This is a genomic window from Mixta theicola, assembly GCF_002895925.1.
In the GTDB taxonomy this organism is placed as follows: domain Bacteria; phylum Pseudomonadota; class Gammaproteobacteria; order Enterobacterales; family Enterobacteriaceae; genus Mixta; species Mixta theicola.
This window is the reverse complement of the sequence record NZ_NWUO01000014.1, coordinates 1-26,061: the sequence shown is the minus strand read 5'-3', so window position 1 is coordinate 26,061 and position 26,061 is coordinate 1. Positions and strand designations below refer to the sequence as shown.

Here is a 26,061-nt window from a genome sequence, read left to right as displayed (position 1 = left end):
GTTTCGCCTCAGTGAGAGGAAGAAAGTCCGAGCCGCTCGCCCTGATAGCTGCCATCCAGGATGCTGCGCCACCAGATCTCATGACTCAAATACCACTGCACCGTTTTACGCAGGCCGCTTGCAAACGTCTCCTGCGGACGCCAGCCCAGTTCGCGCTCGATTTTACCCGCGTCAATGGCGTAGCGCTGGTCATGACCAGGACGATCGGTGACAAACGTGATCAGATCGCGAAAGTGCGCGATCCCCGCCGGTTTGGCCGGTGCCAGCTCTTCCAGCAGATCGCAAAGCGTCTCTACCACGTCGATATTACGCTGTTCGTTATGGCCGCCGATGTTATAGGTTTCCCCGGCTTTCCCGGTGCTCACCACGGTTACCAGCGCCCGCGCATGATCTTCCACATACAGCCAGTCGCGAATTTGTCCGCCGTCGCCATAGACCGGCAGCGGTTTGCCGGCCAGCGCGTTGATAATCATCAGCGGGATAAGCTTTTCGGGGAAATGATAAGGGCCGTAGTTGTTGGAACAGTTGGTAACGATAACCGGCAGCCCATAGGTGCGCATCCAGGCGCGTACCAGATGATCGCTGCTGGCTTTGCTGGCGGAGTAAGGGCTGCTGGGCGCGTAAGGCGTGGTTTCGGTAAAGAAATCATCGCTGCCGTGCAGATCGCCAAACACTTCGTCAGTGGAAATATGATGGAAAACAAACGCCGCCTGTTTTTCGGCCGACAGGCTGCGCCAGTAATGACGCGCTGCTTCCAGCATCTGCCAGGTGCCGACAATATTGGTTTCAATAAACGGCCAGGAGCTGTCGATTGAGCGGTCAACATGGCTTTCCGCCGCCAGATGCATAATGCAATCGGGCTGATAGTGCGCCATCAGGCGGTCCAGCGCGGCGCGATCGCAAATATCGACCTTTTCAAAGGCGAAGCGATCGCTATCCGCAACCGGAGCCAGCGAGGAGAGATTGCCGGCATAGGTCAGTTTATCAACCACTACCACCCGGTGTTGCGTATGTTGAATAAGATGGCGTACTACCGCTGAACCGATAAAACCCGCACCGCCGGTAACCAGAAATTGCTTCATCGCCATACTCCTTTCGTATCCACCACCCAACGCTGGGCGACCCGATCGCCGCTCACGGCTTTAAAGGCGTGGTGATCGACCAACATTACCAGGACATCGGCCTGCTGCAGCGCCTGATCCAATGTTACCAGCGTCGCCTCATCGGCCAGCGTTGCCGGAACCTGCTGCACGTTAGGCTCCACGACCCAGGTCGTACCGCTATGCCAGGTGGCGACCAGATGCGCCACCTCCATCGCCGGGCTTTCACGTAAATCGTCAATGTTAGGTTTAAACGCCAGGCCAAAGCAGGCGATGGTTAATTCACTGGCGCGCTTGCCGCTTTCGCTCAGGCAGTCGGCAACCGCAGCTTTAACCTGATCCAGCACCCAGTGCGGCTTGGCGTCATTCACTTCACGCGCCGTGCGGATAAGTCGCGCCAGCTCAGGGTTTTGCGCGACGATGAACCAGGGATCAACCGCAATGCAGTGGCCGCCAACGCCCGGCCCCGGTTGCAGAATATTGACGCGCGGATGGCGGTTAGCCAGCGCAATCAGTTCCCATACGTTAATGCCCTGCTGCGCGCAAATGAGCGACAGTTCGTTGGCAAAGGCGATATTGACGTCGCGGAAGCTGTTTTCGGTCAGCTTGCACATTTCAGCAGTGCGGGCATTGGTGACCACGCATTCGCCTTCCAGAAAGATGCGGTACAGTTCGCTGGCGCGCTCAGAGCAGGCTGGCGTCATCCCGCCGATAACGCGGTCATTTTTAATCAGCTCAACCATCACCTGACCGGGCAGTACCCGCTCAGGACAGTAGGCGATATGAATATCAGGGCTATCCGGCTGCTGCTGTGGGAAGGTCAGATCCGGGCGCGCTTCGGCCAGCCAATGCGCCATCTGTTCCGTTGCGCCAACCGGCGAGGTCGATTCCAGAATCACTAAATCGCCCGGCTTCAATACCGGCGCAAGCGACAGCGCGGCCGCCTGCACATAGCTCATATCCGGCTGATGCTCGCCTTTAAACGGCGTGGGAACGGCGATCAGAAACGCATCGGCCGCCACCGGCTGCGTGGCGGCACGAAGAAAGCCGTCCTGTACGGCCTGCTTTACTACCGTATCCAGATCGGGTTCGACGATATGGATTTCGCCACGGTTAATGGTCTCAACCGCGCGCGCGTTAATATCAATTCCCACCACATGCTGCTGGCGCGAGGCAAACGCGGCGGCGGTAGGCAGCCCGATATAACCGAGGCCAATAACCGAAATCGTTTTAAAACTCATAGTGTTACTCTGTGATTTTTTAGCGCCTGCAGAATGCGGGCGCAGGCATGACCATCGCCATACGGATTATGCGCATGGCTCATCGCCTGCCAGGCTTCTTCATGGGTGAGCAGATGGGTTACCTCTGCAACAATTTTCTCTTCGCTGGTTCCCACCAGGCGCACCGTTCCGGCGTCAATCGCCTCAGGACGCTCGGTGGTTTCGCGCATCACCAGTACCGGTTTGCCAAGCGAAGGCGCCTCTTCCTGGATGCCGCCGGAATCGGTCAGGATCAACCATGCCCGATTCATCAGCCAGACAAAGGGCAAATACTCCTGCGGCTCAATAAGAATAATATTGTCGATGCCGCTCAGGATACGTTTAACGGGCTCGCTGACGTTGGGGTTCAGGTGCACCGGATAAACAATCTGAATTTCAGGATGCTGACGCGCCAGCGTCGCCAGCGCGCTGCAGATGCGTTCAAAGCCGTCACCAAAGCTTTCGCGGCGATGTCCGGTGACCAGGATCAGCTTTTTTGCCGCATCAAGAAAAGGATAACGCGCCGCCAGATTCTTATCGTGCTGGCGATCGGACAGAACGCGATCGCGTACCCAGAACAGCGCATCAATTACCGTATTGCCGGTAACAAATATCTGCTTATCCGGCAGGTTTTCCCGCAGCAGGTTCTGCCGGGAGTATTCGGTGGGGGTAAAATGCCACGTAGCCAGATGCCCGGTCAGCTTACGGTTCGCCTCTTCAGGCCACGGAGAATAGAGATCGCCGGTACGCAGCCCGGCCTCAACGTGTCCCACCGGGATACGATGATAAAAAGCGGCCAGGCTGGCTGCCAGCGTCGTGGTGGTATCGCCATGAACCAGCACCACATCAGGACGGAAAGAGGAAAATACCCCTTTCAACCCTTCCAGTATCCGGCTGGTAATTTCCGTCAGCCCCTGCTCCGGGCGCATAATATCCAGGTCATAGTCCGGCTTTAGCGCGAACAGACGCAGCACCTGATCGAGCATCTCACGATGCTGGGCCGTCACACATAGGCGGGCATCAAATGCGGCATCGTTCGCCAGCGCATGTACCAGCGGCGCCATTTTGATAGCTTCCGGCCTCGTGCCAAAAACGGTAAGTACTTTCACTGTTTTTCTCTTCGTTCGTTAACCGTGTCAGTCACAGCGACACCTGCAACGCGCGTATCAGGCACGAGGACGGCGAATTAGGGCAACGCCTGCACCAACCAACGCGCCAATTGCGCCCCACATTATCATGACGAATGTCCGGCGTGGACTGTCACGCTTCACCGGCTCTTCCGGCGTGCGCAAATAGCGGTAGGTCTGAAAATTTTGATCAAGCGTGGGCCCGACATTCAACGTATCGAGCATCGCCCGATTTTGATCATAGTCCAGATCGTAGGTTGGCCCATTCGTCTGCAGGTTTTCCAGCCGGGCCTGCAGCATTGGCCTGCCAAGCAAAAAGAGTTCTGAATCGGGCAGCTGCTCCGACGGCGTACTGGTTTTCGCCTGGTCGATTCCTTCCTGCTGCGCAATTTTGAGCGCCTGCTCCACGCTGTGTAACTGTCGCTGGTAAACGGCATTCGCTACCTTCTCCTGCCGTTTAACCTGCGCTTTCAGCTGCACGGTGCGCGCCGCCCAAGCCGCCTTCAGCTCCTGATTTAAGTGGCGCGCCGCACGTTCGCTGGCGAAGGCGACATACTGACGCAGCAGATTGTTGGCATCCGCTGCGGTTTCCGCCACCAGCCTGACGCTGTCGCTCAGGTTTTTCGCGCTGTCCGCCGGACTGAACTGAATATTGCTGACCATTTCGTCCAGCAGCGCGGCGTCTTTATGGACATTGCCGCTTTTGCGGTGCTTATAGTAATCGGTTTGCAACCAGAATTCGCGTCGCGTATCCCACGAAGCAAGCTGCATAATAAACTCCTGGTAGGCATCGTCCACCGCCGAAGGCTGCGGCACAGCCAGCTCTGTGACGCCATTATGGTTATCCAGGTTGCGTAAAAATTGCTGCTGCGAGTAGTAGCCGCCAGCCATATTTACCGTGGGACGATCGGTGATCGCCGTGGTGCTCCATTCCTGTTTAACCAACAAAGACCAGATCCAGGCCAGCAGCATGCCCAGCAGCGCCAGTCCGATAATCCAGCGTTTACCGCGCCACAGCGCGCAAAACAGGCCACGAATATCTAATTCGTTATCCACGAAGTCAGAAGTCATATGCAGGGTATCCTTGTCCAAAGGGCGCTTAGCCCGGGTGCTTATTTTTATTGGCGCGACGCAGGCGGCGCTTGAGGCGTTTGATCATGCGGGCAACGCGCCAGGCGCGCTTAATGCAGTAGCCATAGAGGATGAAAGCAAGCAAAAACAACAGCAGCATCGCCCACTCAGGAATAAAAGCCAGGTATTCACCCAATACGCCCACGCCAGCCAGCAGCACAGCGGCAAAAGTGATCAGCACAAACGCCTGCCGTGAAGTAAAACCGGCGCGCATGATCAAATGATGAATATGCTGACGGTCAGCAGAGAAAGGGCTCATACCTTTACGCAGACGGCGATACATAATCGCCACCATATCCATCAGCGGAATGGCAATAAGCCACAGCGCCGTGACCGGTGTAATAGGATGAGTAACGCCCTGGGTGGTTTCCAGCAGGATCCAGATAATGGTGAAACCGATAAGCGTACTGCCCGCATCGCCCATAAACACTTTGTAGCGTTTACCGAAAACGCCAAGGTTAAGCAGGATATAGGGAAGCGTGGCGGCAATCATGGCAAAACACCACATCGCCAGACTGTGTTGTCCGTCAAAAAAGAGGATGATGCCCATCGCGCCAAAGGTAACGCAGGACAAACCGCCCAGCAGACCGTCAATGCCGTCCACCATATTAAAGGCGTTGATCGCCGCCCAAACGGCAAACAGCGTCAGCACATAGCCAAATGGCCCGACAACCAGCTCCATTGGCCCGATAATATAGCCAAGGCTGAGCAGGTAGAGTTTACCTACCACCATCATCACGATTGCGATCGCCGCCTGTACGACCGCACGAATTTTGACGCTAATGTCAAAACGGTCATCCAGCGCCCCAACCAATACCAGCACGCCGGCACAGACCAGATAAAGCACCGCGTGCGGCAGATAATAATTGGTGATGACGAAAGTGAAGCAGATGCCCGCATAGACGGAGATGCCGCCGACCAGCGGTATCAGCCCCTGATGTCGCTTACGGTAATTCGGTCGGTCAACCAGTCCGACTTTTTTAGCTGCTTTCCGCGCAAAAAAAATGAATGCCAGTGAAAACAGAAAAATTAGACCAAGCTCGGTACTCATGGTGAGTAAATTCACATTAACAGCTCTCAGCTAAGACACCGGGTAAATATAAGCAATAATTATGCCTGCCACCCTGACTGACGTCTTGATAATGCGATTTGCCCGCACGACCGCTGCTTATTTAAGCAAAAGTGCCTGCTTTTATTACACTTAGCGACCGGTGACGTCCGACAGTCGCTTTATCCTATAGCCCAAAAATAAAAAACGCCACGTCTGAGCGTGGCGTTATCCGAGTTTTCTTAGCGTGGTAAAGGGCCTTTAACTAAAGCGTTGGCCCAACGGCTCAGAAATTACGAACGTTTCATCATGTCGAAGAATTCATCGTTGGTTTTGGTCATCGCCAACTTATTAATGAGGAATTCCATTGCGTCGATTTCACCCATCGGATGAATGATTTTGCGCAGGATCCACATTTTCTGCAGCTCTTCCTGGGAAGTGAGCAGTTCTTCTTTACGCGTACCCGAACGGTTATAGTCGATAGCCGGGAAGACGCGTTTTTCAGCGATTTTACGGGCGAGATGCAGCTCCATGTTACCGGTGCCTTTAAACTCTTCGTAAATCACTTCATCCATCTTCGAACCGGTATCTACCAGCGCGGTAGCGATAATGGTCAGGCTGCCGCCCTCTTCCACGTTACGCGCCGCACCAAAGAAGCGTTTCGGACGATGCAGGGCATTCGCATCCACACCACCGGTCAGTACTTTACCGGAGGCCGGTACCACGGTGTTGTAAGCACGCGCCAGACGAGTGATAGAGTCGAGCAGGATAATAACGTCTTTTTTATGCTCAACCAGGCGTTTGGCCTTTTCGATCACCATCTCTGCAACCTGAACGTGACGAGACGCTGGCTCATCAAAGGTAGAAGCAACAACTTCACCTTTTACCAGACGCTGCATCTCGGTCACTTCTTCCGGGCGTTCGTCAATCAGCAGCACCATCAGCACGCAGTCAGGATGGTTGTAGGCGATGCTCTGCGCGATATTCTGCAGCAGCATCGTTTTACCCGCCTTCGGCGGAGCGACAATCAGACCACGCTGGCCACGGCCAATCGGTGAAGCCAGATCCAGCACGCGGGCGGTCAGGTCTTCCGTTGAGCCGTTACCGCGTTCCATGCGTAAACGTGAGTTCGCATGCAGCGGCGTCAGGTTTTCAAACAGAATCTTACTGCGCGCATTTTCCGGTTTGTCGTAGTTGACCTCGTTAACCTTCAGCAGCGCAAAGTAACGCTCGCCCTCTTTCGGCGGACGAATTTTGCCTGAAATGGTGTCACCAGTGCGAAGGTTAAAGCGGCGGATTTGGCTGGGGGAAACATAGATGTCATCGGGACCGGCGAGGTAGGAGCTGTCTGCGGAACGGAGGAAACCAAATCCATCCTGCAGTATCTCCAGAACGCCATCACCGAAAATATCCTCACCGCTTTTTGCGTGTTGTTTGAGGATAGCAAAAATGATGTCCTGTTTGCGCATGCGCGCCAGGTTTTCCAGCCCCATGTTCTCGCCAAGAGTAATCAGCTCTGAAACCGGCGTATTTTTTAGTTCGGTAAGATTCATAATGGTGGGTTCTTAAACTCGGGGTATATCTCGAAAAGGTTGTCGTGAATGGTATGGCAATAAAGAAGGTCCATGCCCGTTAATGGCTCCGTTTCCGTGTCTGCCCGATGATCTTATGCGTGAATGCCGATCTGAAAACGAGGAGACGGTTGAAAACAGATACCGGAAATTGATGCTAACTGTCAGATTGTTGAGGCACTGTGAAGATAACGCCAGCGTTCAACAAGGGAAACAAACTACAGGTAAGTTCGTAATGCAGTAGATTTAACTTAGCACGCTTCATGCCGGGCGTCTAGCGGTCTGGCAAAAATTACTCTGACCGCCAGCGCCGGCAATGAATCAGCTCAGGTTCGCGTTCAGGAACTCTTTGAGCTGGCCTTTAGACAGCGCGCCAACTTTGGTCGCTGCAACTTCGCCATTTTTAAACAGCAGCAGCGTCGGGATGCCGCGAATACCGTATTTCGGCGCCGTTTCCGGGTTCTCATCGATATTCAGTTTGGCAATGGTCAGCTTACCGTCATACTCTTCGGCTACTTCGTCGAGGATCGGGGCGATCATTTTGCATGGACCACACCATTCTGCCCAGAAGTCCACCAGCGTTAAACCTTCGGCTTTCAGCACGTCGGTTTCAAAGCTTTTGTCGGTTAGATGAACGATTTTATCGCTGCTCATGTCTTACTCCACAAGATTATGCCTGGCTGGTTGGCGTAAAATCTGCCAACGTAGGTTGACTTTATTTCACCGGATACGCTTTCGTAAAGCAATAGTAAGCTGATATTCTACCACACTATGAGCAAAACACACTTAACCGAACAGAAGTTTTCCGACTTCGCCCTGCACCCACAGGTTATCGAAGCCCTTGAAAAGAAAGGCTTCCATAATTGTACGCCGATCCAGGCGTTAGCATTGCCCCTTACACTGGAAGGGCGCGATGTCGCGGGCCAGGCGCAAACCGGAACCGGCAAAACGATGGCGTTTTTAACGTCAACGTTCCATTATTTGCTTTCTCACCCTGTTGCCGAAGGCCATCAGATTAATCAGCCGCGCGCGCTGATCATGGCGCCGACTCGCGAACTGGCCGTACAGATTCATGCCGATGCTGAACCGCTGGCGCAGTCGACCGGCCTGAAGCTCGGCCTGGCCTACGGCGGCGACGGCTACGACAAACAGCTAAAAGTGCTGGAAAAAGGCGTCGATATTCTGGTTGGCACCACGGGCCGTCTGATCGATTACGCTAAACAGAACCATATTAACCTTGGCGCTATTCAGGTGGTGGTGCTGGATGAGGCCGATCGTATGTTCGATCTGGGCTTCATTAAAGATATTCGCTGGCTGTTCCGCCGTATGCCTGCGGCCAATCAGCGCCTGAGCATGCTGTTCTCCGCCACGCTCTCTTATCGCGTACGCGAGCTGGCGTTTGAGCATATGAATAACGTCGAGCATATTGAAATCGAGCCGGACCAGAAAACGGGCCACCGCATTCAGGAGGAGCTGTTCTACCCTTCGAATGAAGAGAAGATGCGCCTGCTGCAAACGCTTATTGAAGAAGAGTGGCCGGATCGCGCCATTATTTTCGCCAATACCAAGCATCGTTGCGAAGATATCTGGGGCCACCTGGCGGCCGATGGACATCGTGTAGGATTGCTGACCGGTGACGTGGCGCAGAAAAAACGCCTGCGTATTCTGGAAGATTTTACCCGTGGCGACGTAGACATTCTGGTAGCGACTGATGTCGCAGCGCGCGGCCTGCATATTCCGGCGGTGACGCACGTCTTTAACTACGATCTGCCTGACGACTGTGAAGATTACGTTCATCGTATCGGCCGTACCGGGCGCGCCGGCGCCAGCGGTCACTCTATCAGCCTCGCCTGTGAAGAGTACGCGCTGAACCTGCCCGCAATTGAAGAATATATCGGTCACGGCATTCCGGTAAGTAAATATAACAGCGACGCGTTGATGACCGATCTTCCGCCGCCGAAACGCCTGACGCGTAACCGTCCGGGTAGCGGTCCGCGCCGTGCCGCGGGCAACAACCGCCGCAGTGGTGCGCCGCGTAACAATAACCGTAAACGTTCAGGTTAATCACACCATGTTCAGCGCGTCGTCACTTTATGCTGCGATTGATTTAGGCTCTAACAGCTTTCATATGTTAGTGGTGCGCGAGGTGGCGGGAAATATCCAGACCGTCGCCCGCATCAAGCGTAAAGTGCGCCTCGCCGCCGGCCTCAACGGCGCCGGAGAGCTTTCTGAAGAAGCGATGGAGCGAGGCTTGCAGTGCCTGAGGCTGTTTTCCGAGCAGCTGCAGGATATTCCGGCCGATCAGATTCGCGTGGTAGCAACGGCCACGCTGCGTCTGGCAGCAAACGCGAAACATTTCCTCACCCAGGCGGAAGCGATTCTTGGCTGTTTAGTCAACGTTATTAGCGGAGAAGAGGAAGCGCGGCTGATTTATCAGGGCGTGGCGCATACTACCGGTGGTTCTGATGAACGCCTGGTGGTAGATATCGGCGGCGGCAGCACCGAACTGGTTACCGGCACTGGCGCGCAAACTACCGCGCTGTTCAGCCTGTCGATGGGCTGCGTCACCTGGCTGGAGCATTATTTCGCTGACCGACATTTGGGTAAAGCGAATTTTGAGCAGGCGGAACAGGCCGCCCGCGCCATTATTCAGCCTGTCGCCGAACGATTACGCGCGCAGGGCTGGCAAATTTGCGTGGGCGCTTCCGGTACCGTGCAAGCGCTGCAGGAAATCATGGTGGCGCAGGGCATGGACGAGCGCATTACGCTGGATAAGCTGCAGCAGCTTAAGCAGCGGGCGATTAAGTGCGGCAAGCTTGAAGAGCTGGAGATCGAAGGCCTGACGCTGGAGCGGGCGTTGGTTTTCCCCAGCGGACTCTCTATCCTGATTGCCATCTTTGAAGAATTAAATATTGAAAGTATGACGCTGGCGGGCGGCGCCCTGCGTGAAGGGTTGCTGTACGGTATGCTGCACTATCCGGTCGATCGCGATATTCGCAGCCGGACTATCCACAATATTCAGCGTCGTTTTATTATTGACGTTGAGCAGGCGGAGCGCGTACGTCAGCTGGCGGTGAGCTTTGTGCGACAGGTTAGCCCTCACTGGACGCTGGATACTTATTGTCGCGAACTGCTGGAAAGCGCCTGCCTGATCCATGAAATTGGCCTGAGCGTTGACTTCCGTCTTGCCACTCAGCACGCCGCTTATCTGGTGCGCTATCTTGATCTGCCAGGGTTCACGCCCGCTCAGAAAAAGCTGTTGGCTACGCTGCTGCAGAATCAAAGTAACGGCATCGATCTGGCGCTGCTGAATCAGCAAAATGCCGTTCCGCCCCGCGAGGCGGAACGCATGTGTCGGCTGCTGCGTCTGGCGGTAATTTTCGCCAGCCGTCGGCGTGACGATACGTTGCCGACAGTGCGCCTGCATAGTGATGATGAGGCGTTACAGGTGCTGTTGCCGCCGGGCTGGTTACAGGCTCACCCGCTACGCGCGGAAATGCTGGAACAGGAGAGCCGCTGGCAATCTTATGTCCACTGGCCGCTTACGGTAATTTAACCCGTTGGGCTGCGCAATCTCAGACGCAGCCCAGCTTTATCAGGCCCCTTTTTTTGCTTTATCCAGCATTGCGCGCAAACCGGCAACTCGACTCTGCCCGGTTTTCATGCGCTCTTCCGCACTGACTACCTTACGCTCGGTTTCCCACATCAGGTCATCCTGCGGCAGCTCCAGTAAAAAACGGCTCGGCTGCGGACGTACCAGTTCACCATATTGCCGACGTTCACGACACAGCGTGAACGTGAGTTCTTGCTGCGCGCGGGTAATGCCAACGTAGGCCAGCCGCCGTTCTTCCTCTATGTTATCTTCGTCGATGCTGCTTTGATGCGGCAGCAGCCCCTCTTCCATGCCAACCAGATAAACATAGGGGAACTCCAGGCCCTTCGACGCGTGCAGCGTCATCAGCTGAACCTGATCCAATTCTTCATCGTTTTCGCCGCGCTCCATCATATCGCGCAGCGTAAAGCGGGTAACCACCTGCGTCAGCGTCATTGGCTCGTCCAGCTCGCTGCCTTCCAGCATTTCCGTCATCCACTGGAATAGCGTATTGACGTTTTTCATGCGCATTTCAGCGGCTTTCGGGCTGGCGGACGTTTCAAACAGCCAGCTTTCATAGTCGATGCCGCGAATTAAATCACGTACCGCATTAATCGGCTCCCGCTCCGCCAGCCGGGCAACTTCCTGCAGCCAGCCGGTAAAACGCTGAAGATTTTCCAGGCTGCGGCCTGTAAGCGTTTGGCCCAGCCCTAAATCGAAGCTGGCGCTGAACAGACTCTTATTACGCTGATTGGCCCATTCGCCCAGCTTTTGCAGCGTTGCCGGGCCGATTTCACGACGCGGCGTATTAATAATGCGTAAAAAAGCGCTGTCATCGTCCGGATTAGTTAATACGCGCAGATAGGCCAGCAGATCTTTTATTTCTGGACGCGAAAAGAAGGATGTCCCGCCCGAAATACGATAGGGAATGCGGTTTTGCATCAGCATCTTTTCAAATACGCGCGACTGGTGGTTGCCGCGATAAAGGATGGCGTAATCTTTATACTGCGTTTTATTAATAAAATGGTGCGCAATAAGCTCGCCGGTAACGCGCTCCGCCTCGTGATCCTCATGATTAGCGCTCAGCACTTTTAGCTCGGCGCCATAGCCCAGCCGGGAAAACAGACGTTTTTCAAATACGTGCGGATTATTGGCGATCAGAATATTTGCCGCCTTCAGAATACGCTCAGTCGAACGGTAGTTTTGCTCCAGCTTAATGACCTGCAGCGCCGGAAAATCCTCTTTTAACAGCACCAGGTTTTGCGGCCGCGCGCCGCGCCAGGAATAGATCGACTGATCGTCATCGCCTACTACGGTGAAGCGCGCCCGAGCGCCGACCAGCAGTTTTACCAGCTCATACTGGCTGGTGTTGGTGTCCTGATATTCATCCACCAGCAGATAGCGAATGCGCTGTTGCCAGCGTTCCCGAACCTCTTGATTGCGCTGCAACAGTAGCGTTGGCAGCAGGATTAAGTCATCAAAGTCCAGCACATTACAGGATTTAAGATGACGATCGTACAGCGCATAACAGTGGGCGAAAATACGATCCCGCTCCGACTGCGCCCGCTCCTGAGCATGCGCGGGATCGACCAGATCGTTTTTCCAGTTAGAAAGGGTAGAAACCAGCTGCTGCAGCAGATTTTTATCATTTTCCAGCCACTGTTCGGTTAAATCTTTTAGCAGCGCCAGCTGATCCTGATCGTCAAACAGGGAAAAGTTAGATTTCATCCCCAGCGCGGCATATTCGCGTTTGATAATTTCCAGCCCCAGCGTATGGAAGGTGGAAATCATCAGTCCGCGCGCTTCTTTGCGGCCCAATGTTTGCGCCACACGCTCTTTCATTTCGCGTGAGGCTTTATTGGTAAAGGTGACCGCCGCAATATGGCGGGCCTGATAGCCGCTCTCACGGATCAGATGGGCAATTTTATTGGTAATGACGCGCGTCTTGCCGGAACCCGCGCCCGCCAGCACCAGGCACGGGCCGGTGACATATTCGACGGCTTGTTGTTGGCTGGGATTCAGACGCATAGCAGTACTCAGTGAAAAGAAGAAGGGTTAACTAACAGCGTGGTAGTATATCCAGCAGCATCCATACGACTCAAGGCACGATCATGGCAAAAACTGCAGCAGCAATGCATATCCTTGTAAAAGAAGAGAAACTGGCTCAGGAGCTGTTAGCGCAGCTGGAAAAGGGCGCAGACTTTGAAAAGCTGGCGAAAAAACATTCAACCTGTCCGAGCGGACGTAAAGGCGGGCATCTGGGCGAGTTTAAAAAAGGGGCAATGGTGCCGGCTTTCGATAAAGTCGTTTTTTCCTGTCCTCTGCTGACGCCTTACGGACCTCTGCATACCCAGTTTGGCTATCACATCATCAAGGTGCTGTACCGCAACTAGTAAAAAAACCGGTGTATTCAACACCGGTTTTTGCCTGCTGGCGCTTCGCTTATCCAGTCTACGTTGTAGGAGATTCCTCCAGGGGTTTCGACTTGCAGAAAGGCGGCCAGTGAGTACAACCCCAGGAGCACAGATAACTATGTGACTGGGATGTACGAGCGCAGCCAATACATCGGCAAGCCGAAAGACGACGGGGAATCAGCCTGCAACGGAAATACGTTTCATATCGGTCATATAACCACGCAGCTTACGGCCCACCGCTTCAATCGGGTGGTTACAAACCGCTTCGTTAACGTCACGCAGCTGTGCGTTATCTACCGCGGCTGATGCAACCTCTTTCCCTAAGTCGCCTGTCTGCAGCGTCGTCATAAACTCTTTCAGTAACGGCACTGCGGCGTTAGCAAACAGATAGTTGCCATATTCCGCGGTATCAGAGATTACCACGTTCATTTCATACAGGCGTTTACGCGCAATGGTATTGGCGATCAGCGGCAGCTCGTGCAGCGATTCGTAGTAGGCGGACTCCTCAATAATGCCGGAATCGACCATAGTTTCGAACGCCAACTCAACGCCCGCTTTTACCATCGCTACCATGATTACGCCGCGATCGTAGTATTCCTGCTCGGAAATCTTGCCTTCGTACTGCGGCGAGTTTTCAAACGCGGTCTGGCCGGTTTCTTCACGCCAGGTCAGCAGTTTTTTATCGTCATTCGCCCAGTCAGCCATCATGCCGGAAGAGAATTCACCGGAAATGATGTCGTCCATATGCTTCTGAAACAACGGCGCCATAATGGTTTTCAGCTGTTCAGACAGCGCAAAAGCGCGCAGCTTAGCCGTGTTGGAGAGGCGATCCATCATCAGCGTAATACCGCCGTGTTTCAGCGATTCGGTGATAGTCTCCCAGCCGTACTGCAGCAGCTTGCCTGCGTAAGCCGGATCGGTACCGTCGGCCACCAGCTTGTCGTAGCACAGCAGAGAACCCGCCTGCAGCATGCCGCAGAGAATGGTCTGTTCGCCCATCAGGTCAGACTTCACTTCGGCAACGAAGGAAGATTCCAGCACGCCCGCGCGATGGCCGCCGGTCGCCGCGGCCCAGGCTTTGGCAATCGCCATACCTTCACCTTTGGGATCGTTTTCCGGATGTACCGCAATCAGCGTCGGCACGCCAAAGCCACGCTTATACTCTTCACGGACTTCAGTACCCGGACATTTCGGCGCAACCATCACCACGGTAATATCTTTACGGATCTCTTCACCCACCTCAACGATGTTAAAACCGTGGGAATATCCCAGCGCCGCGCCATCTTTCATCATCGGCTGCACCGCCTTTACCACCGCCGAGTGCTGTTTGTCCGGCGTCAGGTTAACCACCAGATCGGCCTGCGGGATCAGCTCTTCATAAGTACCGACTTTAAAACCGTTCTCGGTGGCCTTGCGCCAGGAGGCGCGCTTTTCAGCAATCGCTTCGGCACGCAGCGCGTAAGAGACATCAAGACCGGAATCACGCATATTAAGGCCCTGATTAAGGCCCTGAGCGCCACAGCCAACAATGACGACTTTTTTCCCTTTCAGGTAACTTGCTTCATCAGCAAACTCATCACGCATCATAAAGCGACATTTACCTAATTGCGCCAGCTGCTGACGCAGGTTCAAAGTGTTGAAATAGTTAGCCATGGGCACTCCGTTTTGAGGTTGTGTTTACCGTTATTTATTGCGCGAAGCCTGTTACAGCCTCGCCTTCTATAGCCCCATCATATGACAGGAAATCCGTTGCTTAAATTGATATATTAACAACGTCGCATTGCAATAACTGCAACGTAGAAATGAGGCCTGAATCGCATGGATTTACGAGACCTGAAGCTTTTTTTACATCTGGCGGAAAGCCGTCATTTTGGCCGTACCGCCCGCGCCATGCATGTTTCGCCCTCTACGCTCTCCCGCCAAATACAGCGGCTGGAAGAAGATTTGGGCCAGAATCTGTTTCTCCGCGATAACCGTACCGTTACGCTGACCGACGCAGGCGAGCAATTGCGTCAGTTCGCGCAGCAAACCCTGTTGCAATACCAGCAGATGCGTCATGCCATAGACCAGCATGGCCCTTCGCTGAGCGGCGAACTGCGACTGTTCTGCTCCGTTACCGCTGCCTATAGTCATCTGCCCCCGATACTTGACCGCTTTCGCGCTGAACATCCACAGGTAGAAATTAAACTTTCCACCGGCGACGCCGCCGACGCCGTGGAGAAAGTCCAAACCGGGGAAGCCGATCTGGCGATTGCCGGCCGCCCTGAAACGCTGCCTGCCAGTATTGGTTTCACGCCGCTGGGCCATATTCCCCTGGTATTGATTGCGCCAGCCCTGCCTTGTCCGGTACGCAATCAGGCGACACAGCCCGAACCGGACTGGACCCGGATCCCCTTTATCCTGCCGGAGCAGGGCCCGGCACGGCGGCGTATCGATCTGTGGTTTCGCCGTCTGCGCATTGCCAATCCGCTTATTTACGCGACCGTTTCCGGTCATGAAGCGATTGTTTCGATGGTGGCGCTGGGCTGTGGTATTGCCCTGCTGCCTGACGTGGTGCTGGAAAATAGCCCGGAACCGGTACGAAACCGGGTGCTGGTACTGGAAGATAGCGACTCTGTTATGCCCCTTGAACTGGGCGTCTGCGTTCAGAAAAAGCGGCTCGGCGAGCCGCTGATTAAAGCGTTCTGGCAGCTGTTATAACTAGCCTGCCAGGAAAAAACGAAACGCTGGATTCTGGCTTTCATCATGAAAATCGTAGCCCAGCGCGGTGAGATGCTCCTCAAAACGCGGCTCATTCTCACCCAGTTCGAACGCCGCCAGCACCCGACCATAGTCGGTGCCGTGGCTACGATAGTGAAACAGTGAAATATTCCAGTACGTGCCCAGCGTTTGCAGGAATTTCAACAGCGCACCGGGCGCCTCCGGGAATTCAAAGCTGAACAGGCGTTCGCGCAGCGGCTTGGATGGGCGGCCGCCAACCATGTAACGAACATGCAGCTTGGCCATTTCATCATCGGACAGATCAACCACCTGATAGCCGCCCGTCGTTAACTCATCAATGATTTCCTGTCGTTCTTCCCGACCGCGCGCCAGACGAACGCCAACAAAAATGCAGGCGTTATTGAGATCGGCGTAGCGATAGTTAAATTCCGTCACCGCTCGTCCACCCAGCGTTTGACAGAATTTCAGGAAACTGCCCTGCTGTTCCGGGATCGTGACGGCGAGCAGCGCTTCGCGCTGCTCGCCAAGCTCACAACGCTCTGAGACGTAGCGTAGCCCGTGGAAGTTGACGTTAGCGCCGGAAAGAATATGCGCCAGCCGCTCACCCTGTAGGTTATGCTGCTGGATATACTTTTTCATGCCGGCCAGCGCTAAGGCGCCGGAGGGTTCAGCTACGGCGCGCACGTCCTCAAACAGATCTTTCATCGCCGCGCAGATAGCATCGCTGTCAACGGTAACAATATCATCCAGATACGCCTGACACAGACGGAAGGTCTCGCTGCCGATGCGCCTTACCGCCACGCCTTCGGCAAACAGCCCGACGCGCGGTAAATCGACCGGCTCGCCCGCCTTCAGCGCGGCCTGCAAACAGGCTGACTCTGCGGCTTCCACCGCTATCACTTTAATCTGCGGCATCAGCTGCTTAATCAACACCGCAACGCCCGCCGCCAGCCCACCGCCGCCCACCGGAACAAAAATGCGATCGAGATGCGCATCCTGCTGCAACAGCTCCATCGCCAGCGTTCCCTGACCGGCAATGACCGCAGGATGATCGAATGGCGGCACAAAGGTATAGCCTTGCAGCTCAGACAGCTCGATCGCCTTCGCTTTCGCCTCATCAAAGTTTGCACCGAACAGGTAAGCCTCACCGCCAAACGCACGTACCGCCTCGACTTTAATATCCGCCGTGGTGACGGGCATCACAATCAACGATTTAATCCCCAGCCTGCTGGCGGAAAGCGCTACGCCCTGAGCGTGATTTCCCGCTGAAGCGGTGACCACGCCCCGCGCCTTTTGTTCCTCATCCAGCCCGGCAATCATCGCGTAGGCGCCGCGCAGTTTAAAGCTGTGTACCGGCTGACGATCCTCGCGCTTAACCAACACCGTATTGCCCAGACGGACAGACAGCTTTTCCATCTTTTGCAGCGGCGTAACCTGCGCTACTTCGTAAACGGGCGAACGCAGTACAGCGCGCAGATATTCGGCGCCGCAGGGCGCGTCTGGCAAGGGTTGAGACTCCGCCATCCTTAGCCTCCCAGCTTCGATTTATCACGCACCGCGCCTTTATCCGCACTGGTTGCCAGCGAGGCATAGGCGCGCAGCGCAAAGGAGACCTGACGCTGACGCGAATGCGGCGTCCAGGCGGCTTCCCCGCGCGCTTCTTCCTGTTCACGACGCGCATGCAGCTCATTGTCCGGTACGTTAAGCTTGATGCCACGGTTCGGAATATCGATTTCAATCATATCGCCATCCCGCACCAGCGCGATGGTGCCGCCGCTTCCCGCTTCCGGCGAGACGTGACCGATAGAGAGGCCAGACGTGCCGCCGGAAAAGCGTCCGTCGGTGATCAGGGCGCAGCTTTTACCCAGCCCCATCGATTTCAGGTAGGTGGTCGGATAGAGCATTTCCTGCATACCCGGCCCGCCTTTCGGCCCTTCGTAGCGAATAACCACCACGTCTCCGGCCACGACTTTGCCGCCAAGAATCGCCTCGACCGCCTCTTCCTGGCTTTCATAGACTTTCGCCGGGCCACGGAACGCCAGGCTCTCTTTGTCTACGCCTGCGGTTTTAACGATACAGCCATCTTCCGCCATATTGCCGTACAGCACCGCCAGTCCGCCGTCCTGACTGTAAGCATATTCGCGTGAACGGATACAGCCTTCCTGGCGGTCATCATCCAGCGTGTCCCAACGGCAATCCTGAGAAAATGCCTGGGTGGTGCGGATACCCGCCGGTCCGGCGCGGAACATCTTCTTCACCGCCTCATCCTGCGTCAGCATGATGTCGTAATTATCCAGCGCATCGCGCAGCGTCGTGCCCAGCACGTTATACACGTTGGTATCCAGCAGCCCGGCACGATCCAGCTCGCCCAGGATGCCGATAACGCCGCCTGCACGGTGAACATCTTCCATATGATATTTCGGTGTGCTGGGCGCCACTTTGCATAAGTGCGGCACCTTGCGCGACAGACGATCGATATCGGAAATATTGAAATCGACCTCGCCCTCCTGCGCCGCCGCCAGCAGATGCAGAACGGTATTGGTAGAGCCGCCCATCGCAATATCCAGCGTCATCGCGTTTTCAAAAGCGGCTTTATTGGCGATATTACGCGGCAGCGCGGTTTCATCATCCTGTTCGTAGTAGCGTTTCGCCAGGCTAACGATGCGTTTACCGGCGTTAACGAATAATTCTTTACGATCGGCATGCGTAGCCAGCAGCGAGCCATTACCCGGCTGAGACAGCCCCAGCGCTTCGGTCAGGCAGTTCATAGAATTAGCGGTAAACATCCCGGAACAGGAGCCGCAGGTAGGACAGGCGGAGCGTTCGATCTGATCGCTCTCGGCATCGCTGACGTTAGGGTTCGCGCCCTGAATCATCGCGTCGACCAGGTCCAGCTTGATGATTTTATCGGACAGTTTGGTTTTGCCCGCTTCCATCGGCCCGCCAGAGACAAAAATAACCGGTATGTTCAGACGCAGCGCCGCCATCATCATACCCGGAGTGATTTTATCGCAGTTGGAAATGCACACCATCGCATCTGCGCAGTGAGCATTCACCATGTATTCTACCGAGTCGGCAATCAGCTCGCGCGACGGCAGGGAATAGAGCATACCGCCATGACCCATGGCAATACCGTCATCTACCGCAATGGTATTAAATTCTTTCGCCACGCCGCCCGCAGCTTCGATCTGCTCGGCGACCAGTTTACCAAGGTCGCGCAGGTGAACGTGGCCCGGCACGAACTGAGTGAAGGAGTTAACAACGGCGATAATCGGTTTGCCAAAATCGGCGTCGGTCATTCCTGTGGCACGCCACAGGGCACGGGCACCGGCCATATTACGGCCGTGGGTGGTAGTGGCGGAACGGTACTTAGGCATGCTCTGTTTACTCCAGTCTGGATAAATAAGCGGGCCGTTAATAGCGCCCGCAAAATCATGGTGTTATGGGTTTACCGGATCCAGCCAGCCCCATTTATCTTCAGTTTCACCGGTGAACAGGCCAAAGAATGCCTGCTGGATACGCTTCGTCACCGGACCGCGCTTACCTTCGCCCACCTGAATGCCGTCAACGCTACGCACTGGCGTAATCTCAGCTGCGGTACCGGACATAAAGACTTCATCGGCCAGGTAGAGAGACTCACGCGACAGCACCTGCTCACGCACTTCAATGCCAGCATCTTTCGCCAGTTTAATAATCGCATCGCGGGTAATGCCCGGCAGCGCAGAAGAGGTAAACGGCGGAGTAAACAGAATGCCGTCTTTAACTTCAAACAGGTTTTCGCCGGCGCCTTCGGAGATATAGCCGTTGGTATCCAGCGCGATACCTTCCTGATAGCCATGACGACGGGCTTCGCTGCCTACCAGCAGTGAAGAAAGATAGTTGCCGCCCGCTTTAGCGGCGGTAGGAATGGTGTTTGGCGCTACGCGATTCCATGAAGAAACCATCGCATCAATGCCCTGCTCCAGCGCTTCCGCACCGAGGTAAGCACCCCACGGGAAGGCGGCAATAATGACATCGGTGCTGTAGCCATCCGGGGGATTTACGCCCAGACCAACATCGCCGACAAAAGCCAAAGGACGAATATAAGCGCTCTGCAGTTTATTCACGCGCAGAACTTCACGGCAGGCTTCCATCAACTCTTCCACGCTATGCTTCAGCGGGAAACGATAAATTTTGGCAGAGTCGTGCAGGCGCTGCATATGTTCACGATGGCGGAAGACTACAGGTCCTTTATGCGAGTCGTAGCAACGGACGCCTTCAAAAACAGACGTGCCGTAATGCAGGGCATGAGACATGACGCTGACTTTCGCCTCTTCCCATTTCACCATCTCGCCGTTGAACCAAATAAAGTCTGCTTTCTTCGTACTCATTCTTATTTCCTTTCGCGACTATGCGCGGATTTGTTGTGTTGTCTGTTGTTGAATCTGGACGCAAGCGACATCCATCAGTTTGCTCAGCTGTGTTGACAGTAAATCGACTGAGCGCTGGCTGGCAACGGTCATTTCGATATTAATATTCTCTGCGTTAACAACGCTGGCCATATTCATAGCGCAGACCTGAAAGCCGCGATGACGAATGACGCGCAAAATACGCTCCAGAACTTCAGGCCGGAAACGCGCTTCGATAGACAACTGGTGCTGGTTCATACGGTTTTCTCCATCATATTTGCGTTGCTGGCGCCAGGCGGCACCAGAGGCCAGACGTTTTCAAGCTCATCAATAGCCACATGCAACAGATAAGGGCCTTCACTGTTCAGCAGCGCATCTAATGCGGCGTCGACCTGATCTTTACGAGTGATACGCTGGCCAGGAATATCAAAAGCGCTGGCCAGCATCAGAAAATCGGGGTTATCGGACAGGTTGGTTTCACTATAGCGTTCAGAGAAAAACAGCTGCTGCCACTGGCGCACCATGCCTAAGCGCTGGTTATCCATCAGCACGATTTTTATCGGCAGCTTTTTACGTTTGATGGTGCCCAGCTCCTGCACGTTCATCATGAAAGAACCATCGCCAGATACGCAAATTACACAGTCTTCAGGCCGGGCGACCTGCGCGCCAACCGCCGCTGGCAGACCAAATCCCATCGTTCCCAAACCGCTTGAAGTGATAAAGTTCTCCGGCGCGCTGAATGATATATGCTGCGCCGCCCACATTTGATGCTGGCCGACATCCGTCGTCACGATGGCGGTTTTAGCTTTGCGATCTGACAGCTGGCGCAAAAAAAGAGGCGCGTAGATCGCCTCTCCCGGATGATCGTAACGCCAGCGATGCTCGTTCTTCAGCGCGATGACTTCGGCGCGCCATTCATCGATCTGGCATGATTGCGCCAGCTCAGGCAGCAGCACATTAAAATCACCTTGTAAGCCAACGTGCGCCCGGCGCAGCTTATTCAGCTCGGCCGGATCGATATCCATATGGATAACGCTGGCATGCGGTGCAAAAGTATCAAGCTTGCCGGTAACCCGATCGTCAAAACGGGCGCCGATGGCAATCAGCAAGTCGCACTGCTGTACGGCCAGGTTCGCCGCTTTTGTGCCATGCATCCCTAACATACCGAGGTAACACGGATCGTCGGCATCCGGCGCGCCCAGACCTTTTAATGTCGCTACGGTTGGGATACCGGTCTGTTGAACAAACTTACGCAGCGTCGGTACGGCCTGCGCGATGCCTACGCCGCCGCCTATATACAAAACGGGTTTTTTCGCCTGCGCAATCAACGTACGCGCCTGCTGTAACTGTTGATATGGATGCGCAACCGTCTCGGCTACGGGCAGCAAATGCGGCGTCAATTCACCGCTGGCTACCTGAATATTTTTTGGAATATCAACCAGTACCGGGCCTGGGCGGCCAGATTGCGCTATCGCAAAGGCTTCGGCCATGACTTCAGGCAGCGTCTCTAACGACTCCACCAGAAAGCTGTGTTTAGTACAGGCCAGCGATAAACCCAGCACGTCAATTTCCTGGAAGGCATCGGTGCCAATCAGCGGGGCTGCAACCTGGCCGGTGATGGCGACAACGGGAACAGAGTCCATCATGGCATCGGCAAGGCCGGTGATGAGATTAGTGGCACCTGGCCCGGAAGTGGCGATACAGACGCCCACGCTACCGGTTGCACGGGCATATCCGATAGCAGCCATCGCGGCGCCCTGTTCATGACGGCACAGTAGGTGTTCAACGCCTCCGTCATACAGCGCATCGTAAACCGGCATAATCGCGCCACCTGGATAACCGAATACGGTTTTAACCCCTTGCGCACGCAACGCTTGAACCACCCACTGAGCACCTGTCATCGTGATTCCCCTGCCTCATCCGGGGAACAACAGTATTTTATGCTACTGTACATTGTTTGTTCCTCTTTCATTGACTATCCCGATGCCTGACTATAAAAAAACCCCCGGACCTTTCGGTGCGGGGGTTCTTTTAGATTCAGGCTTGATTTTTAAGCCTTTCTTCCTCCGAGCGCAGCCCCGCACGGTGTGATAATAATCACCACCACGCTAATCACGACTAGGCTAATCACTCGTAGAAGGGCTTTCATATGCTGTTCAGAATTTCACTTATTCGAAGTAATGCCTAAAGAGGTATCACAGACAGGCATAGAACGACAACCTTTTTTATCACTAAATTTTATAGCTGCTTTAGCTCACTTTAAAAAATAGCTTTAATTTCATAAGGTAATACTTATTGAAAGTTATTCATTACGTACCTTTCGTAATGAATTATCCAGGCCGTAGCTTTTTCTCGCTCCGGCTGGTTTTTCAATTTTTGTGATTATCGCGCCGATATTTTTCGAGAAGACGCGCAACTTTATTCATAGAGCATCGCGTTATTGTCGAACCCTCCGCATACTCCTGCCGATATGATACAAGGAGCGAGTATGTCTTTATCCCACGTTATTACACGTGCGGCCCTGGGCGTGGAAGCGCCGCTGGTGACGGTGGAAGTTCATATAAGTAGCGGTTTGCCCGGCCTCTCTCTGGTTGGATTACCCGAAAAAACGGTGAAAGAAGCACGTGACAGAGTACGTAGCGCCATTATTAATAGCGGCTTCGCTTTCCCGGCAAAGCGTGTCACGGTTAACCTGGCTCCTGCTGATTTACCTAAGGAAGGCGGCCGTTTCGATCTTCCTATCGCTATTGCCATCCTTGCCGCTTCAGAACAGCTTCCTGAAGTGAAACTGTCTCAGTTTGAATTCCTGGGTGAGCTGGCGCTTAGCGGCGCGCTCAGAGGCGTACAGGGTGCAATCCCTGCGGCTATGGCTGCAAAAGAAGCAGGCAGAAGGTTAATTTTACCCGCTGAAAATGCCGCAGATGTGGGTTTAGTCCAACAGGGAGAATCACTGGTTGCTGGCAGCCTGGCAGAGATCTGTGCTTTTCTTTTACAGCAGCATACGCTTTGCGCCGGGCAAGCAGAGGATAGCGTTAACGAAGAGAAAAGCGAAGATCTGAGCGATATAATCGGCCAACAGCAGGGAAAGCGAGCGCTGGAGATCGCTGCGGCCGGAGGACACAACCTGCTGCTTATTGGCCCGCCGGGAACAGGAAAAACTATGCTGGCGATGCGCCTGACAGGGCTGTTGCCTCCTCTCACCGAGCGTGAAGCGCTGGAGTGCGCCATCATTGCCAGCATCGTAAAAAGCGGTGATGTGCATAAGCAATGGCGAAAGCGACCGTTTCGGCTCCCTCATCATAGCTCAACGCTTTATGCGCTGATTGGCGGAGGAAGCATTCCGCAGCCGGGCGAAATTACGTTGGCGCACAATGGGGTATTATTTCTGGATGAGTTACCAGAGTTCAATCGAAAAACACTGGACGCTTTGCGTGAGCCGTTAGAATCCGGAGAGATTACGATTTCTCGCGCCCGGGCTAAAGTGACCTGGCCTGCACGTTTTCAACTGGTTGCCGCGATGAATCCCAGCCCAACCGGACATTATCAGGGTAATCATAATCGCAGCACGCCACAGCAAACGCTGCGCTATCTCAGCCGCTTATCAGGGCCCTTTCTCGATCGCTTCGACCTTTCTCTGGAGATACCGCTGCTACCAGCCGGAATGCTAAGCCAGCCGCAAAAAACCACGGAAAGCAGTAGTGAGGTTCGATTACGGGTGCTGGAAGCGCGTAAACGCCAGCTGGCGCGTCAGGGCAAGGTAAATGCTTTAATGGGTAATGCAGAAGTACAGCAATGGTGTGGGTTGCAAAAAGCCGATGCAGAATGGCTTGAATCGGTATTGGTTAAGCTGGGACTTTCCGTCAGGGCATGGCAACGCTTGTTAAAAGTTTCCCGTACTATAGCCGATTTAGCAGAGGAAGAAGTACTGAGCCGTTCGCATCTGCTGGAAGCTTTAAGCTACCGCGGTATGGATCGCATGATGGCGCATTTGCATAAGAGCCTGGAATAGAAATGGGGCCGTAGCCCCATTTTAACTTCAGATGCCAGTAAACTCTTTTAAAGAAGATTTTGCTTAATCATCTGAATCGCTATAGTCTTCAACGCCTTCCATCTGTGGTTTCCCACCTGAAAGAGTATGAAAGCGCTTGGGACGCTTGATACGCGTCATATACTTACTCCATACGCGCTCAGCTTCAGTTTGTGGTTCACGCAAACCACGACATACTTCTATAAACTGACGCTCTTCTTCTGTCACAGGTTCTCGTCTGGACAGATCAAGCTCATTAAACGCGTAGCCGTGCCTTTCGAGAAGCTGAGCTTCTTTAATAGTAAAGTCACCATGACGCGAAAACCCACGCGGGTAGTGTTTGTTATCAAAAAAACGATTATTTGTTGCGAAGCTATCCGCCATTTTACACGCTCCTAACTCTTCTATGGCCGTGCGATTTATGGCGCGGAGTATTATTTAGGCTTGACAGAGTGTAAAACAAAACATTTAAATCATTACGACAAACAAATCTTTTGGAGTGGGCTGTGGATACGGAATTATTAAAGACCTTCCTTGAAGTGAGCAGAACGCGTCATTTTGGGCGCGCGGCAGAAGCCCTCTACCTTACGCAATCTGCAGTCAGTTTTCGCATCAGACAGCTGGAAAACCAGCTGGGCGTAAATCTTTTTACCCGCCATCGAAATAATATCCGGCTCACTTCCGCCGGCGAGCGCCTGCTTCCCTATGCTGAAAGTCTGATGAGCACGTGGATGATGGCAAAAAAGGAGGTAGCGCATACTCAGCAGCATCATGAGCTATCGATTGGGGCCAGCGCATCCCTTTGGGAGGCTTATCTAACGCCATGGCTGCAAACGCTGTATGAAAACCGTGAAAGTCTACACCTGGAGGCACGCGTCGCACAGCGTCATTTGTTGGTGAAACAGCTGCATGAGCGTCAGCTTGATCTGCTAATTACCACCGAAGCACCGAAAATGGATGAGTTGACCAGCCAGCAGATCGGTCATATTTCACTTACGCTTTTTCGCTCGCGAAAAAGTGAAAAGCGGGAAAAATATGACTACATCAAACTGGAATGGGGAGCGGATTTCCATCAGCATGAAAGTTATCTGGCCGGTGCGGATGATGTTCCCGTGCTTACAACGACGTCTGCACATTTAACAAGGCAGCTATTACATACTACCGGTGCCTGTGCTTTTCTGCCGGATAACTGGATACAGCTCTATCCCGATCTGACGGTTATTCCTGATACACCTGTCGCAGTCAGGCCATTATATGCCGTTTGGTTACAAAACAGCGATCAGCAGACTTATATCCGTCAGTTACTGAAATTTCCGGTATTGGTACAGCCATAGTTTTTTTCAAAAACAGATATTGGGATTTATAACAGAAGAAGGGTGAGGGGATTTTCCGTTCATCCTGCCACAATGTGAACGGTGACTGTCTAATAAAAGGCAAAAAAAATCCTTTGCGTTAGCAAAGGACTTTTTATCTGGCAGGGGCGGAGGGACTCGAACCCCCAACACCCGGTTTTGGAGACCGGTGCTCTACCAATTGAACTACGCCCCTAAATAAGGGTGGCGGTGCGGACGGGACTCGAACCCGCGACCCCCGGCGTGACAGGCCGGTATTCTAACCGACTGAACTACCGCACCACCGAATACTGCATTACCAGCGGGGTCTCGCTGATAACCGGCGTTACCT

General features: G+C 54.1%; 22 protein-coding genes and 2 tRNA genes. 6 read left to right on the top strand and 18 right to left on the bottom strand.

Translation table 11 applies throughout. The features are described 5' to 3' along the window. Nucleotides 1-8 precede the first annotated feature (8 nt). The 7 genes from rffG to trxA all read right to left on the bottom strand — a co-directional run bounded on the left by rffG (nt 9) and on the right by trxA (nt 7,890). Entirely contained in the window at nt 9-1,088 is a 1,080-nt protein-coding gene (rffG, locus tag COO59_RS16640; RefSeq protein WP_103060866.1) for a dTDP-glucose 4,6-dehydratase, read from the bottom strand. Next, on the bottom strand, nt 1,079-2,341 hold the full coding sequence (wecC, locus tag COO59_RS16635; protein ID WP_103060865.1) for a UDP-N-acetyl-D-mannosamine dehydrogenase: 1,263 nt from the start codon (nt 2,339-2,341) through the stop codon (nt 1,079-1,081). The genes rffG and wecC overlap by 10 nt, the downstream gene beginning before the upstream one ends. Further along, nucleotides 2,338-3,468: a non-hydrolyzing UDP-N-acetylglucosamine 2-epimerase gene (wecB, locus tag COO59_RS16630; RefSeq protein WP_103060864.1), complete on the bottom strand. Its 1,131-nt coding sequence runs from the start codon at nt 3,466-3,468 to the stop codon at nt 2,338-2,340. Before wecB ends, wecC begins: the two co-directional genes overlap by 4 nt. Before the next feature lie 57 nt (nt 3,469-3,525). Further along, a complete protein-coding gene (gene wzzE, locus COO59_RS16625) occupies nt 3,526-4,557 on the bottom strand; it encodes an ECA polysaccharide chain length modulation protein (protein ID WP_103060863.1) in 1,032 nt (343 codons plus the stop codon). A gap of 28 nt (nt 4,558-4,585) precedes the next feature. Next, nucleotides 4,586-5,668, bottom strand: a complete 1,083-nt coding sequence (gene wecA, locus COO59_RS16620) for a UDP-N-acetylglucosamine--undecaprenyl-phosphate N-acetylglucosaminephosphotransferase (RefSeq protein WP_103060862.1) — start codon at nt 5,666-5,668, stop codon at nt 4,586-4,588. Nucleotides 5,669-5,958: 290 nt separating this feature from the next. Continuing rightward, a complete protein-coding gene (rho, locus tag COO59_RS16615; protein ID WP_038628983.1) occupies nt 5,959-7,218 on the bottom strand; it encodes a transcription termination factor Rho in 1,260 nt (419 codons plus the stop codon). 339 nt (nt 7,219-7,557) lie between these two features. Next, entirely contained in the window at nt 7,558-7,890 is a 333-nt protein-coding gene (gene trxA / locus COO59_RS16610) for a thioredoxin TrxA (protein WP_038628985.1), read from the bottom strand. 117 nt (nt 7,891-8,007) lie between these two features. On the opposite strand from trxA, the gene rhlB reads away from it, so the two are divergent. Then, nucleotides 8,008-9,300, top strand: a complete 1,293-nt coding sequence (gene rhlB, locus COO59_RS16605) for an ATP-dependent RNA helicase RhlB (RefSeq protein WP_103060861.1) — start codon at nt 8,008-8,010, stop codon at nt 9,298-9,300. A 7-nt stretch (nt 9,301-9,307) separates the two neighbouring features. Further along, complete coding sequence (gene gppA, locus COO59_RS16600) at nt 9,308-10,792, top strand: guanosine-5'-triphosphate,3'-diphosphate diphosphatase (RefSeq protein WP_103060860.1); 1,485 nt, start codon at nt 9,308-9,310, stop codon at nt 10,790-10,792. Nucleotides 10,793-10,831: 39 nt separating this feature from the next. On the opposite strand, the gene rep is transcribed toward gppA, so the two are convergent. Beyond that, complete coding sequence (gene rep, locus COO59_RS16595; protein WP_103060859.1) at nt 10,832-12,856, bottom strand: DNA helicase Rep; 2,025 nt, start codon at nt 12,854-12,856, stop codon at nt 10,832-10,834. An 83-nt stretch (nt 12,857-12,939) separates the two neighbouring features. On the opposite strand from rep, the gene ppiC reads away from it, so the two are divergent. Further along, nucleotides 12,940-13,221 carry a peptidylprolyl isomerase PpiC gene (ppiC, locus tag COO59_RS16590; protein ID WP_038628993.1) on the top strand — a complete coding sequence of 94 codons (282 nt, stop codon included), beginning with the start codon at nt 12,940-12,942 and terminating at the stop codon, nt 13,219-13,221. Between the two features lie 198 nt (nt 13,222-13,419). Here ppiC and ilvC read toward each other — a convergent pair whose 3' ends face one another. After that, nucleotides 13,420-14,895, bottom strand: a complete 1,476-nt coding sequence (ilvC, locus tag COO59_RS16585) for a ketol-acid reductoisomerase (protein WP_103060858.1) — start codon at nt 14,893-14,895, stop codon at nt 13,420-13,422. 165 nt (nt 14,896-15,060) lie between these two features. Between ilvC and ilvY the strand changes: the two genes are divergently transcribed. Then, nucleotides 15,061-15,942: an HTH-type transcriptional activator IlvY gene (gene ilvY, locus COO59_RS16580; RefSeq protein WP_103060857.1), complete on the top strand. Its 882-nt coding sequence runs from the start codon at nt 15,061-15,063 to the stop codon at nt 15,940-15,942. Here the strand turns inward: ilvY and ilvA are convergent, their stop codons facing one another. The 6 genes from ilvA to ilvL all read right to left on the bottom strand — a co-directional run bounded on the left by ilvA (nt 15,943) and on the right by ilvL (nt 22,500). Beyond that, nucleotides 15,943-17,487, bottom strand: coding sequence for a threonine ammonia-lyase, biosynthetic (gene ilvA, locus COO59_RS16575; protein ID WP_103060856.1), 1,545 nt, complete (start codon nt 17,485-17,487; stop codon nt 15,943-15,945). It abuts the gene before it with no gap. A gap of 2 nt (nt 17,488-17,489) precedes the next feature. Beyond that, nucleotides 17,490-19,340, bottom strand: a complete 1,851-nt coding sequence (ilvD, locus tag COO59_RS16570; RefSeq protein WP_103060855.1) for a dihydroxy-acid dehydratase — start codon at nt 19,338-19,340, stop codon at nt 17,490-17,492. A 63-nt stretch (nt 19,341-19,403) separates the two neighbouring features. After that, a complete protein-coding gene (gene ilvE, locus COO59_RS16565; protein ID WP_103060854.1) occupies nt 19,404-20,333 on the bottom strand; it encodes a branched-chain-amino-acid transaminase in 930 nt (309 codons plus the stop codon). Nucleotides 20,334-20,351: 18 nt separating this feature from the next. Then, on the bottom strand, nt 20,352-20,609 hold the full coding sequence (gene ilvM / locus COO59_RS16560) for an acetolactate synthase 2 small subunit (RefSeq protein ID WP_103060853.1): 258 nt from the start codon (nt 20,607-20,609) through the stop codon (nt 20,352-20,354). Continuing rightward, entirely contained in the window at nt 20,606-22,252 is a 1,647-nt protein-coding gene (ilvG, locus tag COO59_RS16555) for an acetolactate synthase 2 catalytic subunit (RefSeq protein ID WP_103060852.1), read from the bottom strand. The genes ilvM and ilvG overlap by 4 nt, the downstream gene beginning before the upstream one ends. Nucleotides 22,253-22,401: 149 nt before the next feature. After that, the gene (gene ilvL / locus COO59_RS16550; RefSeq protein ID WP_071883719.1) at nt 22,402-22,500 is read right to left on the bottom strand and encodes an ilv operon leader peptide; all 99 of its coding nucleotides are present in this window, start codon (nt 22,498-22,500) and stop codon (nt 22,402-22,404) included. 339 nt (nt 22,501-22,839) lie between these two features. Between ilvL and COO59_RS16545 the strand changes: the two genes are divergently transcribed. Next, on the top strand, nt 22,840-24,360 hold the full coding sequence (locus tag COO59_RS16545) for a YifB family Mg chelatase-like AAA ATPase (RefSeq protein ID WP_103060851.1): 1,521 nt from the start codon (nt 22,840-22,842) through the stop codon (nt 24,358-24,360). Nucleotides 24,361-24,423: 63 nt separating this feature from the next. Here COO59_RS16545 and COO59_RS16540 read toward each other — a convergent pair whose 3' ends face one another. Beyond that, nucleotides 24,424-24,762: a MaoP family protein gene (locus tag COO59_RS16540; RefSeq protein WP_103060850.1), complete on the bottom strand. Its 339-nt coding sequence runs from the start codon at nt 24,760-24,762 to the stop codon at nt 24,424-24,426. A 122-nt stretch (nt 24,763-24,884) separates the two neighbouring features. Between COO59_RS16540 and hdfR the strand changes: the two genes are divergently transcribed. Next, nucleotides 24,885-25,712, top strand: a complete 828-nt coding sequence (gene hdfR, locus COO59_RS16535; RefSeq protein WP_103060849.1) for an HTH-type transcriptional regulator HdfR — start codon at nt 24,885-24,887, stop codon at nt 25,710-25,712. Nucleotides 25,713-25,850: 138 nt separating this feature from the next. Here hdfR and COO59_RS16530 read toward each other — a convergent pair. Both COO59_RS16530 and COO59_RS16525 read right to left on the bottom strand, forming a co-directional pair. After that, a tRNA-Trp gene (locus COO59_RS16530) sits at nt 25,851-25,926 on the bottom strand. A gap of 9 nt (nt 25,927-25,935) precedes the next feature. Beyond that, nucleotides 25,936-26,012, bottom strand: a tRNA-Asp gene (locus tag COO59_RS16525). Nucleotides 26,013-26,061 lie beyond the last annotated feature (49 nt).

Coding starts and splice junctions, on each gene's coding strand:
- wecA (WP_103060862.1), bottom strand. CDS start 5,668: ATGAGTACCGAGCTTGGTCTAATTTTTCTGTTTTCACTGGCATTCATT.
- ilvA (WP_103060856.1), bottom strand. CDS start 17,487: ATGGCGGAGTCTCAACCCTTGCCAGACGCGCCCTGCGGCGCCGAATAT.
- trxA (WP_038628985.1), bottom strand. CDS start 7,890: ATGAGCAGCGATAAAATCGTTCATCTAACCGACAAAAGCTTTGAAACC.
- gppA (WP_103060860.1), top strand. CDS start 9,308: ATGTTCAGCGCGTCGTCACTTTATGCTGCGATTGATTTAGGCTCTAAC.
- rho (WP_038628983.1), bottom strand. CDS start 7,218: ATGAATCTTACCGAACTAAAAAATACGCCGGTTTCAGAGCTGATTACT.
- wzzE (WP_103060863.1), bottom strand. CDS start 4,557: ATGACTTCTGACTTCGTGGATAACGAATTAGATATTCGTGGCCTGTTT.
- ilvD (WP_103060855.1), bottom strand. CDS start 19,340: ATGCCTAAGTACCGTTCCGCCACTACCACCCACGGCCGTAATATGGCC.
- ilvC (WP_103060858.1), bottom strand. CDS start 14,895: ATGGCTAACTATTTCAACACTTTGAACCTGCGTCAGCAGCTGGCGCAA.
- ilvL (WP_071883719.1), bottom strand. CDS start 22,500: ATGAAAGCCCTTCTACGAGTGATTAGCCTAGTCGTGATTAGCGTGGTG.
- COO59_RS16540 (WP_103060850.1), bottom strand. CDS start 24,762: ATGGCGGATAGCTTCGCAACAAATAATCGTTTTTTTGATAACAAACAC.
- COO59_RS16545 (WP_103060851.1), top strand. CDS start 22,840: ATGTCTTTATCCCACGTTATTACACGTGCGGCCCTGGGCGTGGAAGCG.
- rhlB (WP_103060861.1), top strand. CDS start 8,008: ATGAGCAAAACACACTTAACCGAACAGAAGTTTTCCGACTTCGCCCTG.
- ilvM (WP_103060853.1), bottom strand. CDS start 20,609: ATGAACCAGCACCAGTTGTCTATCGAAGCGCGTTTCCGGCCTGAAGTT.
- ilvG (WP_103060852.1), bottom strand. CDS start 22,252: ATGACAGGTGCTCAGTGGGTGGTTCAAGCGTTGCGTGCGCAAGGGGTT.
- rep (WP_103060859.1), bottom strand. CDS start 12,856: ATGCGTCTGAATCCCAGCCAACAACAAGCCGTCGAATATGTCACCGGC.
- ppiC (WP_038628993.1), top strand. CDS start 12,940: ATGGCAAAAACTGCAGCAGCAATGCATATCCTTGTAAAAGAAGAGAAA.
- ilvE (WP_103060854.1), bottom strand. CDS start 20,333: ATGAGTACGAAGAAAGCAGACTTTATTTGGTTCAACGGCGAGATGGTG.
- wecC (WP_103060865.1), bottom strand. CDS start 2,341: ATGAGTTTTAAAACGATTTCGGTTATTGGCCTCGGTTATATCGGGCTG.
- rffG (WP_103060866.1), bottom strand. CDS start 1,088: ATGGCGATGAAGCAATTTCTGGTTACCGGCGGTGCGGGTTTTATCGGT.
- ilvY (WP_103060857.1), top strand. CDS start 15,061: ATGGATTTACGAGACCTGAAGCTTTTTTTACATCTGGCGGAAAGCCGT.